The sequence below is a fragment of the Niallia sp. M35 genome (genome assembly GCF_050971705.1).
GTDB classification, from domain to species: domain Bacteria; phylum Bacillota; class Bacilli; order Bacillales; family Cytobacillaceae; genus Niallia; species Niallia circulans_A.
On the sequence record NZ_JBPCEP010000003.1, the window covers coordinates 274377 to 287043 of the forward strand.

At 33.3% G+C, this 12667-nt stretch carries 15 protein-coding genes; 6 read left to right on the plus strand and 9 right to left on the minus strand.

Annotation, left to right across the window (positions count from 1 at the left end; translation table 11 throughout):
• Positions 1-195: 195 nt before the first annotated feature.
• The 4 genes from NiCM35_RS05160 to NiCM35_RS05175 all read right to left on the minus strand — a co-directional run bounded on the left by NiCM35_RS05160 (position 196) and on the right by NiCM35_RS05175 (position 2218).
• Entirely contained in the window at positions 196-327 is a 132-nt protein-coding gene (locus NiCM35_RS05160) for a hypothetical protein (protein ID WP_275068594.1), read from the minus strand.
• A gap of 206 nt (positions 328-533) precedes the next feature.
• Positions 534-830 (minus strand): YfzA family protein, encoded by a 297-nt coding sequence (locus NiCM35_RS05165; protein ID WP_095328974.1) that lies wholly within the window; start codon positions 828-830, stop codon positions 534-536.
• Positions 831-1088: 258 nt separating this feature from the next.
• Positions 1089-1802, minus strand: coding sequence for an MOSC domain-containing protein (locus NiCM35_RS05170; protein WP_206426401.1), 714 nt, complete (start codon positions 1800-1802; stop codon positions 1089-1091).
• A gap of 83 nt (positions 1803-1885) precedes the next feature.
• The gene (locus tag NiCM35_RS05175; RefSeq protein ID WP_095328898.1) at positions 1886-2218 is read right to left on the minus strand and encodes a DUF3889 domain-containing protein; all 333 of its coding nucleotides are present in this window, start codon (positions 2216-2218) and stop codon (positions 1886-1888) included.
• A gap of 150 nt (positions 2219-2368) precedes the next feature.
• Here NiCM35_RS05175 and NiCM35_RS05180 point away from each other — a divergent pair, with 150 nt between their 5' ends.
• On the plus strand, positions 2369-2941 hold the full coding sequence (locus NiCM35_RS05180) for a biotin transporter BioY (RefSeq protein WP_235850211.1): 573 nt from the start codon (positions 2369-2371) through the stop codon (positions 2939-2941).
• Between the two features lie 281 nt (positions 2942-3222).
• Here NiCM35_RS05180 and NiCM35_RS05185 read toward each other — a convergent pair whose 3' ends face one another.
• Positions 3223-4878, minus strand: a complete 1656-nt coding sequence (locus NiCM35_RS05185) for a copper resistance CopC/CopD family protein (RefSeq protein WP_433778821.1) — start codon at positions 4876-4878, stop codon at positions 3223-3225.
• A gap of 237 nt (positions 4879-5115) precedes the next feature.
• On the opposite strand from NiCM35_RS05185, the gene NiCM35_RS05190 reads away from it, so the two are divergent.
• Both NiCM35_RS05190 and NiCM35_RS05195 read left to right on the plus strand, forming a co-directional pair.
• On the plus strand, positions 5116-5289 hold the full coding sequence (locus NiCM35_RS05190; protein ID WP_164463637.1) for a hypothetical protein: 174 nt from the start codon (positions 5116-5118) through the stop codon (positions 5287-5289).
• A gap of 224 nt (positions 5290-5513) precedes the next feature.
• Positions 5514-6518 (plus strand): cation diffusion facilitator family transporter, encoded by a 1005-nt coding sequence (locus NiCM35_RS05195; RefSeq protein WP_095328900.1) that lies wholly within the window; start codon positions 5514-5516, stop codon positions 6516-6518.
• A 114-nt stretch (positions 6519-6632) separates the two neighbouring features.
• Here the strand turns inward: NiCM35_RS05195 and NiCM35_RS05200 are convergent, their stop codons facing one another.
• The 3 genes from NiCM35_RS05200 to NiCM35_RS05210 form a co-directional block, all read right to left on the minus strand.
• Positions 6633-7040 carry a hypothetical protein gene (locus NiCM35_RS05200; protein WP_095328901.1) on the minus strand — a complete coding sequence of 136 codons (408 nt, stop codon included), beginning with the start codon at positions 7038-7040 and terminating at the stop codon, positions 6633-6635.
• Positions 7041-7147: 107 nt separating this feature from the next.
• Positions 7148-8152, minus strand: coding sequence for an LLM class flavin-dependent oxidoreductase (locus NiCM35_RS05205; RefSeq protein WP_123257729.1), 1005 nt, complete (start codon positions 8150-8152; stop codon positions 7148-7150).
• A gap of 90 nt (positions 8153-8242) precedes the next feature.
• Positions 8243-9400: a metallophosphoesterase gene (locus NiCM35_RS05210; RefSeq protein ID WP_095328903.1), complete on the minus strand. Its 1158-nt coding sequence runs from the start codon at positions 9398-9400 to the stop codon at positions 8243-8245.
• A 251-nt stretch (positions 9401-9651) separates the two neighbouring features.
• Here NiCM35_RS05210 and NiCM35_RS05215 point away from each other — a divergent pair, with 251 nt between their 5' ends.
• Entirely contained in the window at positions 9652-10587 is a 936-nt protein-coding gene (locus NiCM35_RS05215; RefSeq protein WP_433778824.1) for a helix-turn-helix domain-containing protein, read from the plus strand.
• Positions 10588-10712: 125 nt separating this feature from the next.
• The gene (locus NiCM35_RS05220) at positions 10713-11507 is read left to right on the plus strand and encodes a Cof-type HAD-IIB family hydrolase (protein WP_095328905.1); all 795 of its coding nucleotides are present in this window, start codon (positions 10713-10715) and stop codon (positions 11505-11507) included.
• Between the two features lie 58 nt (positions 11508-11565).
• Here the strand turns inward: NiCM35_RS05220 and NiCM35_RS05225 are convergent, their stop codons facing one another.
• On the minus strand, positions 11566-12000 hold the full coding sequence (locus NiCM35_RS05225; RefSeq protein ID WP_095328906.1) for a hypothetical protein: 435 nt from the start codon (positions 11998-12000) through the stop codon (positions 11566-11568).
• A gap of 309 nt (positions 12001-12309) precedes the next feature.
• Here NiCM35_RS05225 and NiCM35_RS05230 point away from each other — a divergent pair, with 309 nt between their 5' ends.
• Entirely contained in the window at positions 12310-12627 is a 318-nt protein-coding gene (locus NiCM35_RS05230) for a thioredoxin family protein (RefSeq protein ID WP_095328907.1), read from the plus strand.
• The last annotated feature ends 40 nt before the right edge of the window (positions 12628-12667 follow it).

A 12667-nucleotide genomic window follows, 5' to 3' on the forward strand; every position in this document is an offset into this window, starting at 1 on the left:
ACATAATACAAACATACTAAGATTAATAGCACAAACCATGGCCTTGGTTTGTGCTATTAATCTTAGTATGTTTCTGCTGCTTTATTCGGTAGTGTATCTCAGACATCTTCCCCAAAACTTGAATGAAGCAATGTTTCTGGATGACAAGCTGCTATAGTCTTTTAATTTGTAACTAATTAAACATCAACTAACTATTTACCAAATGCTACTAATTAAACGAAATACCATTCTTGGTATAAACAGTACAATATTCCAGACTACTTCCCCTACTACCTCAAATAATACCTCTTTAAAAAAACTGTTACGCTTTCTTGTTTTAATTTTCATCTTCTAACTTCCCGTTATAAAATTTAGGTACCTATTCTGGGTTAATAACTATAAATTGACTGCCTGAATAGATATTTCGCTATCCTACCATTTTTCTATAAGCAGGCAGCTTAATAGCAGCAGTGTTTAAATATGGCCACCAGCGTTATTCTATTCCCCACTTGCACACATATCTATTATTACAGCTTAAATCCGCAATGGTATTATTATTTACCGCGAGTAAAAATCTTTATTATCGCACTTATTATTCCGGGCACAAGAAAAAAGACGACAAAAAAGACAGTAAGTAAATTATACTGTGGTGTTTCATAGAAATTAAACCATTCAGTGATAATATAACTGTCAAGAAGCCTCCCAAATATTGTTCCATCCATATCTCTGTATTTAAGTATCCATCCTGTGGCTTCTGAAGTAAAAAAGAATATTTGTGACAATACAAATACGCTAATAGAAGATACCCAATATTTTTCCAGAAATGTTGAAGCTTTTTGTTTCCTAACCAATGTAAATCCCATCCTTTACGAATACTCTTGTCTATATATTCATAAATTCATACGGATAGTTAGGAATTAAGTTTCAAAATTTTTCTGTTTTATTGGAAAAAATTAAATTGAATATATACCATTTCTACTAACTTGTTATTTAAATCATCAATAGCCATTAAATCAGAAGGAAATGGCGGGTGGATACTCGTAATTATAGATTGTTCAACTTTAAATAATTTACTTTTATGTTTCTACCATCCGTATTTATCCATTTCTTTATAAAATAGCTATCTCATCACCAATATGAATAATTCCAGTATGAATCACACTTGCATATAAACCAAAATGGTTATTTCGCTCTTTAACTATCTGTTTTAATAGCTTCGGCTGTCGGATGCCTGTTTCTGGATCTACAGTTATGATCATACATCTTTCACAAAACTTATTAATTTTCAGAATTACGTCTGAACCGATTTTTATTTTTTTCCCTAGTAGATCTTGTTCGTTTATACCACTTTCTTGGAGATCATAGACAATATTTCCTCTGAATCTTCTCTCATCAATTGATTCACCAAATGATGTAGATAATTCTGATAGGGCCTTTGTGGAAATTAATAAAAGATTGCCTTCTTCAATTGCTGGAAAGGGAACAAAGGTCGGAGCATAGGTAATTGAATCTAGTGTCCGATTCGTTTCTTGTTCTAATCTTTCTAGTAATGCTGTTTCCCCCCAAATATATTCCGAGCCATCATTTGCAGTTATAGTTAAATCAGGAAATTTTTCTATTGACTCTTCTCCTGAAAAGCCTGCTCTATATGTAACCATTTTAGGGTATTGTGTTATTGTTAGATGTTTATTATTTGCTTTATCGATAAAAGCATGACTACGATCGCCGTATATTCCATAAGACATAATCCGTGCCTTTTCCAAGCTTTCTCCAGTAAATGATTTTATTGGATAGCGCATAATCTTTTGTATATTCCCTATCATAATTTCTCCCCTTTTACTTCTCTTTCTTCTATTAAAACAAAAAAACTCTCTAAAACCAATTCTTTTAGAGAGTTTTTCGAAAATTAAGGCTTTGTTTCCTGCATATCTACCGACAATAGTCGTTCTGTGCGGGTGTCAAAAGTTAAATGAACAAATACACCAATTTCCTTTTGATCTTTGTTTACAATTAGTTTAAACTTTTCCACAGATGTTCCTTTCTTATCTTCCTTGCCTACATGAAGATAATCAGTAACTTCACTATTAGGATATTTTTCTTGCGTTTTTGTTATGGCAATTCTCCCCCATTTTACATAGGAAGGCAGCTCTTCCGCACCTGTATGTAAAGGACCGTTAAGCTGCATAAGGAATAAGCTTACCAAAAAGATGCTTATGAATGGATATTTTAATTTTTTCATGCAAACATCTCCTTTCTTGTTATTTCTAGTATGAACAGAGAAACAAAATATATGTATTTTTATATGTTAACCAATTAAAATTATAAGTTGACACAAATTAATTAGAGAAGTATATTTATTACAGAAATTAAACAAAAGGGAGTGGCCATTTTGAAACAGTGGAAGCCAATAGATATAACAATGATTGCCTTATTTGTTGCTTTTATGGCGGTGGGAGCAAATGTTACAAGTTTTCTTATAATTGGAGGTGTTCCCGTAACTCTTCAGACTTTCTTTTCTATTCTTGCAGGGTTGATTCTTGGGAAAAGGTTAGGCGGTGTGGCGATGTTTGTATATATGCTTGTTGGACTTATTGGAATACCTATCTTTGCGGGGATATCTGGCGGTCTTATGGTGATTACTAGGCCATCGTTTGGATTTATTTTAGCTTTTATTATGACAGCATTTCTTGTGGGTTCCTTAATCGAAAAAAAGCAAACCGTCCCATTCTATATTTTTAGCGCCTTCATTGGATTATTGATTAATTACATCATTGGGACTAGTTGGATGTATATGTCCTACAAACTTTGGTATGCTGCACCAGAAGGGTTTACCTACCAACTAATGTGGAGTTGGATGGCTCTACCTTTAATAAAAGACATTATCCTAACTTTTATCGCTGGTATTATAGGACATCGCTTATATTATTCCGTCATCAAAAAAAGTTCCTTTCGCGTGCATTAGCATGAAAATTTTTCTCGATAAGAAAGACTGGCACATTTTAAAGGACAATCTCTCATTTAGCTAATAAAAAAGACTATAGACAAACCCCATAATTATTTTAGGTATTTGCCTATAGTCTGAAAATCCTCGGTAATAGCGAACAAGTTTGTTACTAAAACCGATTGCTTTCTATGTTATTCGCTATTATACGACGTTCTCTTCTAAAAATCCTGTCTGATTATGCGCTTTCCCGAGAAATAATTATCCTCTTCTCTATTTCCCATTGCCCTCTATATGAAACTTTATCTTATGTCAATAGAATAAGAATAATCCAGTGATTCTAATTTATCGGTTAACACATGTATTTCTACATCCCATTTTCCCGGCTGATTTAATTGAAGATTCTCTGCAAAATAATGTCCTTCCTTTTCCTTCGTTAATGGAAACGCCATTTCTTTGTCTCCCTGTTTTAAACTAATTGTAATTTGTTCCACGGGATCAATTGGCTTACGATTATTATCAAATACAAATACTTCATACTGATTTTGCACACCCGTTTTCTTAGGTGTGATCGATAAACTGATATTTTCATTATACCCAAGTTCTGCTTCTTCATAAAATGGCAGGTCGATAGGCAAGGTCGGTGTCTGTATTTGAGTAAATGCTGTAGTTACTATCAGTATTAATATGCCAAGTGTAATTTCCACTTTTATTGATTTTTTATAAAAGTCTTTCTTTCTTAATAGAAGTCTGCTAACGAGGTGATATGCACCAAAAATCAACATTAATACAAGTAAACCAATTTTAATAAGCAAAACCTTTCCATATGCCGTACTTACTAATGACTGAAAATCAGGAATTAATAAGGAAGCATTTACTGCACCAGAAATGGCTAAAACCGCAACAGTAAAAAGGGCCCATAATGAATAATTCTCCATAGTTCCCCAATATAAATCATGCCCTTCCCCTTCTTTAGCAAATATGCCTTCTCGTAAAAAGAGAATAATAACAATCATTCCGCCAAGCCAAATAGATGCTGCTATTAAGTGAAAGAAATCAAGTACAATAGCTACAGTCTCATAAGGTGAACTGGAAGGATGGCCAAGAAATGCTTTTGAAAGCATGATGCCTATAAATGCTAATCCAGGAATTATCCAATGTTTTCTATCTAAATAAGCTTCTTTTGCCCAAATAAATCGTTGTCCAAGGAATAAAATAGCTAAAAGGATCATTTGTACAATCCAAATAATTCCTTCCTTTGTACTTGTCAATGTTTCCATTAAATTACTTGGCTTCAAACTAGCTAATAGACTTACACCAGCATAGCTTTGTGTTTGAATAACTAATGCACTAATAATACTAATAGCAAGTAATAAGACAGCAATAATAGAAATTCTTTTCGTTCTTTTTACTAGCTTAGCGGATAATTTATTATTTCTATACCAAAATGTATAGAATAACAATAATCCCATAAAGACAGAAAAACCTATATAAAGAAAGCCTTTATTGATCATCGTGCTTATAAAACTTACTAGATTACCACTGTCCTGTTGAGTTGGAAAATCTGCACCATCCGGTAATTCCCCAATGCTGAAAGGAATCATCCCAGACACAGAATGGCCATCAGCAGAAACAACTCTCCACTCTACCGTATATATATCATTCGGTAAATCTGACTTTAGATCAACTTCCATTGATTTTTCTGTATCAGGATTAATGACTACATTTTTCTTGTCTACTCTTTCTCCCGATGAATTTAAAACATTTAATATTTTAAAACCAGTTTGGATCTTTTCATTGAACTCTATGTATACTCTCTCTGGCGCTGACTCTAATATTTCATTCTCACTAGGGTTTGAATTTGTAATATAAGCATGTGCAGAAACATTATTAATCCCTAAAAGACTAAACATTAATACAACGAAAGGAAGAATCATAAGCAACTTTTTGCTATTCACTTTTAAAATCACGTCCTTCTATTTTCTCATTCCCCTCCCAATTATAGCGAAAGAATAGACATTCGTACAATGAAGTGCTGCCTTCCTAAAAGAGTTCGACATTAAACTAGGTAGAGAAGTCAACATTTGTCTTTATAGCGCATTTTTTGCGCTTTCCCAAGAAATATTTACGGAAAAAGCGAATAAAATATGTTGAACTGGTAAATAATATGAATAAATTTAAAAGGAGGTAGGTCCATGGATATTAGCATGAATGCTGATGAAGTATTGTTGGCCATTCAACAATTACGCTCAAATGGCATGAATATGAATAAAAAGAAGATAAAACAAAGCCATCCAGATTTAATGCGCCATGCGCTCCATTATTTTCCTGATTGGAACAGTGCGGTTGAAAAAAGCGAATCAGCTTAAAAATGCCGGATTTACTACTTCTTAGACATACATATTCAACGATTGTCTGATAACACCATAGACTTACGAAAAAAATTTAATGAACACGTTTTTTTCAGTATCAATTAGAAGTTAATAGAGGCTTCCCTTACAATGTAACCACTTAAACTTTAATTGGTTACAAACGGGAAGTTCTCTTTTTATTTGTATACGACCTTTACTGAGGAAGAAGGGTATTAGATAGGATGAAGGAATTCTTATTATTATTAAAGAATGGAAACCGTTCAGCTCTGCTTGCTGCTTTAGTAAATACCGTTATCTCCTTATTAAAAGGAGTTGCTTACTTTCTCACCGGCAATGTGGCGATGTTTGCTGAAACAATGCACTCCCTTGGTGATGCAGCCAATCAATTTTTTGTGTTTATTGGATCTGCATTAAGTAAAAAAGCTCCAACAAAACGCTTTCCAGGAGGATTTGGCAGACTTGTCAATGTTGTTTTATTATTTGCGGTTTTAATTGTTGGAATTATGGCTTATGAAACAATTCGCGAAGGGCTTGATCATGTTTTTAAGCCACAAGAATCAACAGGCTTTTTACTCATTATCATTATCCTCTCCATATCTGTTTGCTTAGAATTTACCGTTTTAATTAAAGCAATGAAAGAAATTGTTGCAACAGCAGGTTTAAAAACAAGAGGTTTACAATTGTTTTCTGCCAGCATTGCCTATTTAAAATCTGCCAAGCCTGCAACAAAATTGGTATTTTTAGAAGATTCCGTAGCAACAGCAGGAGGAATCTTAGCAATTGCGGCAGTAATAGTAAGTGAATATACAAACTTTAAACAAGCTGAAGGCGTTGTATCCATTATCATCGGCATTTTTATGTTTATTGTTGTTGGGAGAGTTTTTTTAGATAACGCTGCAGGAGCTATAGGAGAAGCAGATTTAGAAATGCAAGATACAATTGGCAATATCGCGATAAAAGATCCTGATGTACGCGATATCCAAGATCTAGCAGTCTACAAAGAAGGGGAAGATTTTCATGTAGAACTCAGTATCGAAATCGATAGTAAATTAACCGTTGAGCAAGTAGATAAAATAAGACAACGAATTGAAAAGCAGATTTTATCAGAAAAAGGCGTATCTGATGTGATTATCGAATTTGATAAAGATGATGGTATTTTAAAATGGCCCCATTTTATTTCCGAATTGGATAAGCATAAAAAGATGGCTGAAAAGCATACAAATTAAAATCAAAGATTATAAGGTTCATTCTTGAATAGGTGAATTAAAAATCAACTATTCTTCTATGCTAAAGGCCAGGAATACATAAAAAATCCCTGGCCTTTAAAATTAACAAAGAATCTATTTAATTACCGCGTCTTCAAACGGCGCATAAAATACTCCTTTAGGTGCCAGAACATTGGTTTCTGACTCCTCTTCTCTCCCATCGACTTTATATGTGCCTGCTGGAAAATAATCATAATAGCCAGACTTCACATGTAAATCCACATAGTATTCATCGAGTTCCCTCATTAATATGTGGTATGCTTCTCTATCCATAATTTCACCTAAATCATCAAGTTCAAAGTTTACTTTCACTGCCTCTATAAATGGTTCGCAAGATTCTGCCGCAACGTATAAATCTACGTCACAACATTCCATACAAAGTAAAACCTCTTCTCCTTTTATATTAGCATAAGCATCATCGACCATTTGTTTTAAAATCTGTTTGATTTTTTCTTGATTAACCAACTTCATAGTTGTTTTCACAACAGTTCCCTCCAAGTATTTACAGCTGACAAAATATCTATAGCTTTATCATACACAAAAACAAGTACAAAATGAAATAATATCATTTTGTACTTGCTACAGCCTTTTTATTTTAAAATATTTTTTACAATTTCATATGAACGAAGACGTTCAGATTGAGAATACACTTGTGTGTTGATTATTATTTCGTCCGCTTGGGTTTCCTCTAAAAATGTTTGTAATTTCTGAGTAACTGTATCTTTGGAGCCGATAATAGATGCTTTCAATTGCTTGTGAACAATAGCTTTCTCATAAGTACTCCACATCTCCTCCATATTGGAAACTGGGGGCTGCAGTTGTGTCGGCTTGTTCCGGATAAGACTTAAAAACTGCTGCTGAGAAGATGAAGCAAGATAGGCCGCTTTTTCATCCGTGTCTGCTGCAATAATATTCACTCCAACCATCACATATGGCTTCGTTAAAATTTCTGATGGACAGAATGATTGATAATAAGTATTAAGTGCAGGAATCGTATAGTCTGGCGAAAAATGACTAGCAAATGCAAAAGGCAGACCAAGTTGACCAGCCAATCTAGCACTAAAGTCACTAGAGCCTAACAGCCAAATCGGTATCGTTACCCCTTCCCCTGGTATAGCCCTTACTGGTAAATTCGTCTCTTCATATGGTTTAAAATACGTTCTTAATTCCTCTAGCAATTCAGGAAAATCACTTCCATCACTTTGATGGTAACGTCTTAATGCCCTTGCCGTCAGTTGATCACTGCCAGGCGCTCTTCCAAGACCTAAATCAATACGATTGGGGTACATAGATTCTAATGTACCAAATTGCTCAGCAATAACTAAAGGCGAATGATTCGGTAACATAATTCCGCCTGCTCCGACTCTAATCTTGCTTGTACCCCCAGCTAAATAGCCAACTAATACCGAAGTAGCACTACTAGCAATTCCAGGCATACTATGATGCTCAGCTACCCAATAGCGGTTATAACCCCACTGTTCAGCATGTTGAATAAGTTCTAAACTATTTTTAAAACTTTCAGCAGCATTGCTTCCTTCTCTAATCGGTGCTAAATCAAGAACGGAATATTTTATTTCCTGTAATGTTTTTCCCATATATCCAACCCCTTCTCTCTACTTACTATAAAGCTGTTCCGTTCTTCCCTTCAACTTTATTGCCTGTATATTGAAATTTCTGCGAATATATTAATCAAAATGATTTAGTAATTGCTTACTGTTTATATACTCTAATGTATCTTGATGATATCGCGAAAGAATATATTCCAATTGCGGCATTGGGGAAACAATCGGTATTTTTTTGTTTTTTATAATCCTAATAATTGGTTTTGCAGTTGATTTTGAATCAACAATTGCCCATTTTCCTTTTTTCTTCTTAAGCGTTAAATCAATTATTCCAAGGTGATTTCCCCAGTTTCCTGCCTGGACCGTCGGTTTTCCATTAATTATACCTTTTTCATGGTTAACACCTTTTGGTCCTTTTTCTCCTTTAACTGGAAAGATACCATGCGAGTGACCATAAAGAATAACATCTATTCCTTTGACTTTGCTAATATCTCTGACATTATTCCCTTGTTTTGGCCAATATTGATCAGAATATAAACCGGCATGCACTAAAGCAACAATTATATCTGCGCCAGCTTTTTTCATTTGTGGGACAATTTCTTCTGCTGTTTTTTGCATATTTTTTATGATAAGTTTATCTTCCAAATGCTCCTTGTCCCATACCCCGGTTATTGGAGTAATTAATCCTATGACACCCACCTTAATATTTTCCGTTTTTCCTTGATCATTTACTAATATTTTATCTAATAGTAGAAAAGGTTGAAAAAAATGAATATCATCTTGTTCATAACCATTATGATCATCTACATAAATATTGGCATTCGTATAGGGAAAATCTGCCCCTATTAGTGTATTTAACAAAAAATCTAATCCGAAATTGAACTCATGATTCCCTACCGTTGCCGCGTCATATCCCATTAAATTCATGCTCTTATAGGCTGGATGAATATCACTAGAATAAAACATCGGCGAACTTGCTACATATTCAGCAAGTGGACTTCCTTTTATTACATCCCCTACATCAAACAACATTGTATTTCTTTGTTCTTTTTTTGCCTGCAATATTAAACTTGCAACACGATTGTATCCATATTCAATCGTTTTCTTTTTCTCTTCGTAATTATAATCTAAAAGATAGGAATGAATATCCGTTGTTTCTAAAATTCGAAGTGGAAAGATAGATTCCTTGTGATTTTCATCAGAAGCTTTTGTAAGTAGAGGGTTGGCATGTATAAAAAGGATAAAAGTAATACAAATACTAACAAAGAATTTCTTTTTCATATGTAAGTCTCCCCTTTTCTCCGAGCACACCTTTCGATTGTCTTAGTTTATACATTTATGAACATACCTACACATAAATGAAGAAAGGAATTAATAATATCGTTTCCTAAATTAGAAAAAGTGGGAAATTTGTCAACTAATCAGAAGTTTTGATAGCTTTTGTCTTGTTGCAGGAAATTAATTCCCGCTTCTCTAAATACATACAGTAAAGATGGTCAATTAAATTGATTATTCAAAAGGAGAGAGAAAAAATGAAAGCATATACGATAGGTGAAGCATCAAAAAAACTGACGACAACGCCAACAATGCTAAAACAATGGGAAAAGGAATTTCAAGGAATTATCGTGATACCTAGAACCAAAACAGGAGCACGTATTTATACCGAAAAAGAAATAACCCTCCTACATGAGGTGAAAAATTTATATAAAGAGAAACGAAAAACAGCTGAAGTAAAAGAAACATTAACAATGCTCCTTAACAGACCTAAGAAAGAAAAGATTGTGGAAATAAAAGAAAAAAGCGAAAACACAATCATCGAATTGCTTCCTAAAAAGGGAGCTTTAGAACCTGTTGAGACGGCGAAATCACAAATTACAGAACAAAACTTTCACCTATTACTTTCTTCCTTGGAAAATTATAAACAAGATTTTCTTGAAGAAGTGAAAGATGAAATTAGAAATGGGATTAAAACAGAGGTATTAGAAACGATCTCAAAGGAAATAAAAGCTGGTCATGAAGAAACAATTTCCCATATTACTAATACAGTAAAGGAAACGCAGACACAAACATCCGAACATTTAGATGAATTTTCCGAACTTTTACATAAAAACGCAGAAACTACGACAACAAAATATGAAGAAATTCAAACGAAAATCAAAAAACTTTCCCAAATTTCGAAAGCTGAAAGAAAAACCTACTCGAAACAATGGACATCTAATGTTTCTTCCGCAAAAGAAATTAAATCAATGATTGAGCATCTCTCGAAATCAAATGAAGAGCTAAACAAAACAGTCGAGCAATTAAATGAAAATGATCAATATTTTATGGAAACATTGCAGCTAGAAAGAGAACAACTGAATAAAGAAATTAAACAAAGAGAAAGAAGTTTTCAAGAACTTGTACAAACATTTCGTCATGCCGCAGCTGCTCAAGAAAAAAGGAGATCCTGGTGGAAAATTTTCAAATAATGGATAACATTTAAATTCTGCTGAAAGAGTAGCCAAATAATTTCCCTTTTTGGTTACTCTTTTTCATTTGTCCTTTTTATATGGTAGTATGGTATTGAAGAAATGTAAATTTAATGGAGGTAAAAATGTCAATTACTTATAAAGTTTTGTTCCTAGATATTGATGGAACTATCTTAACACCAGAAGATACGATCCAAGATTCCACAAAAAAAGCAGTGCAATTAATGAAAGAAAAAGGATTAGAGGTCTTTTTAGCAACTGGAAGACCACTGCATGAAATATCACATATTGGAGAGACACTCGCCATAGAATCGTTTATCGGTTATAATGGCGCATATGCAATACATAATGGAAAAGATGTTTTTAGACAACCGATGAGTCCTGACTTGGTCACGAAATACTTAGATATTGCCAATGAAAAAGGAAATGAACTAATTTTATATACAAATACTCATAATTTACTTTCCCACCCTGAAGGGAAAATGACAAAACAATTTAGTGCAAAATTCCACTTAAAGCAAAATAGAGCTTTTACTCTAGATGAAAAAGCGAATATTCTAGGAATTACTATAATCAATTTAAGAGAGGAAGATATTTCACTATACGAAGATTTCCCTGATATCCACTTATCACAAGTTAATATCGATGGATTTAGACATTCCTATGATGTTATTAGTGATAAAGTAAATAAAGGGTTTGCTGTCTCCCTTATTTTAAAAAGATTAGGAATCGAGAAAGAAGCTTCTATTGCTTTTGGAGATGGCCTAAATGACAAAGAAATGCTCCAAGTAGTTGGAGAAGGATTCGCGATGGGGAATGCACATGAGTTGTTGTTTTCCTATGCTAAGCATACAACCACATCTGTTACCGATTCAGGTATTTACAATGGCTTAAAATGGCTTGGATTAATCGAAGAATAAGTAATCATTCCTTAACAAAAAGGATCAGTCTCCTAAAACGGAAACTGATCCTTTTTTGTTAAACTTCTGTACTTTCCTCATTTGCTTCTTTGTTCAGATGCTGTAATATTTTCTTATCAAAATATTCTTCATTCATTTTGTAGGAGATTTCAAATGCTGGAGTGCTGGCAAATTCTTTTTTTATCCAGAAAAAATTCTCTTCTTTTATTGGCTCTGTTAAATCAAGCATAATAGTGATTTCAAGAGAGATAAGATGTTTATTTTTTGTAATATTTACAGTTGGATTCGTACTTCTTGCTACTTTGTTTATCAACTTTTTGTTAAAAAGCATGGAAAAGTGAAGTTCGTTACCGCTTTTATTTTTCTTATTGACTTTTAGTAAATAGGAATCACCTAGATCTACTAATTTCTCTTTATCCATATTCTCTATTGCTAATATTAAGCGTATGTACGTATTTTCCACTGGTGAGATGTTTATTTTTGTTGAACTCATTTGTTACCTCCTCTTACTTGAAACCGCAAAATGAACCCTCTTTATCATATGACAACATTTCATTTATTATAACGAAATAAGGGGTCAAAAAATAACTGCATAAATATAAATTATAATGGCAATATCATATTGTTTGCATCCTTCATCTCCTACCTTGTATATTCTTATCTTTCTAACGTTATAATGCAAATAAAATGCTTAGAGAAAAGAATGCATTTTGGAGGAAAGAAATACGTTTCATGTGTATAATAAAAATTGTAGTAACTTTTCATAGTTATTTGGAATTTATTTAATGAGGAGCTTAAAGATATGAATGAAATTAAAACAGTAGAAACATTTGAGGAAATTATTAACAATGGTGATACAAATATTGTGAAGTTTTTTACCACTTGGTGTCCTGATTGTACAAGAATGGATATGTTCATTGGGGAAATCATGGAAGCAAATAATGACAAAAAATGGTATAGTTTAAATAAAGATGAGCTTCCTGAAATAGCTGAAAAGTATGATGTCATGGGAATTCCAAGTCTGTTAGTTTTTAAAGACGGTGAAAAAATTGGACACTTACACAGCGCCAATGCCAAAACACCTGAACAGGTAGAAGAATTTTTAGCATCATATAAATAATTTTGGGAAATAAAAAGAGGAGTAATATTAATTTGTCCTC

Excerpts from the sequence above, each read along its gene's own strand:
- NiCM35_RS05215 (WP_433778824.1), top strand. The coding sequence starts at position 9,652 with ATGAAAGCATATACGATAGGTGAAGCATCAAAAAAACTGACGACAACG.
- NiCM35_RS05225 (WP_095328906.1), bottom strand. The coding sequence starts at position 12,000 with ATGAGTTCAACAAAAATAAACATCTCACCAGTGGAAAATACGTACATA.
- NiCM35_RS05190 (WP_164463637.1), top strand. The coding sequence starts at position 5,116 with ATGGATATTAGCATGAATGCTGATGAAGTATTGTTGGCCATTCAACAA.
- NiCM35_RS05210 (WP_095328903.1), bottom strand. The coding sequence starts at position 9,400 with ATGAAAAAGAAATTCTTTGTTAGTATTTGTATTACTTTTATCCTTTTT.
- NiCM35_RS05160 (WP_275068594.1), bottom strand. The coding sequence starts at position 327 with ATGAAAATTAAAACAAGAAAGCGTAACAGTTTTTTTAAAGAGGTATTA.
- NiCM35_RS05205 (WP_123257729.1), bottom strand. The coding sequence starts at position 8,152 with ATGGGAAAAACATTACAGGAAATAAAATATTCCGTTCTTGATTTAGCA.
- NiCM35_RS05170 (WP_206426401.1), bottom strand. The coding sequence starts at position 1,802 with ATGATAGGGAATATACAAAAGATTATGCGCTATCCAATAAAATCATTT.
- NiCM35_RS05220 (WP_095328905.1), top strand. The coding sequence starts at position 10,713 with ATGTCAATTACTTATAAAGTTTTGTTCCTAGATATTGATGGAACTATC.
- NiCM35_RS05175 (WP_095328898.1), bottom strand. The coding sequence starts at position 2,218 with ATGAAAAAATTAAAATATCCATTCATAAGCATCTTTTTGGTAAGCTTA.
- NiCM35_RS05230 (WP_095328907.1), top strand. The coding sequence starts at position 12,310 with ATGAATGAAATTAAAACAGTAGAAACATTTGAGGAAATTATTAACAAT.
- NiCM35_RS05195 (WP_095328900.1), top strand. The coding sequence starts at position 5,514 with ATGAAGGAATTCTTATTATTATTAAAGAATGGAAACCGTTCAGCTCTG.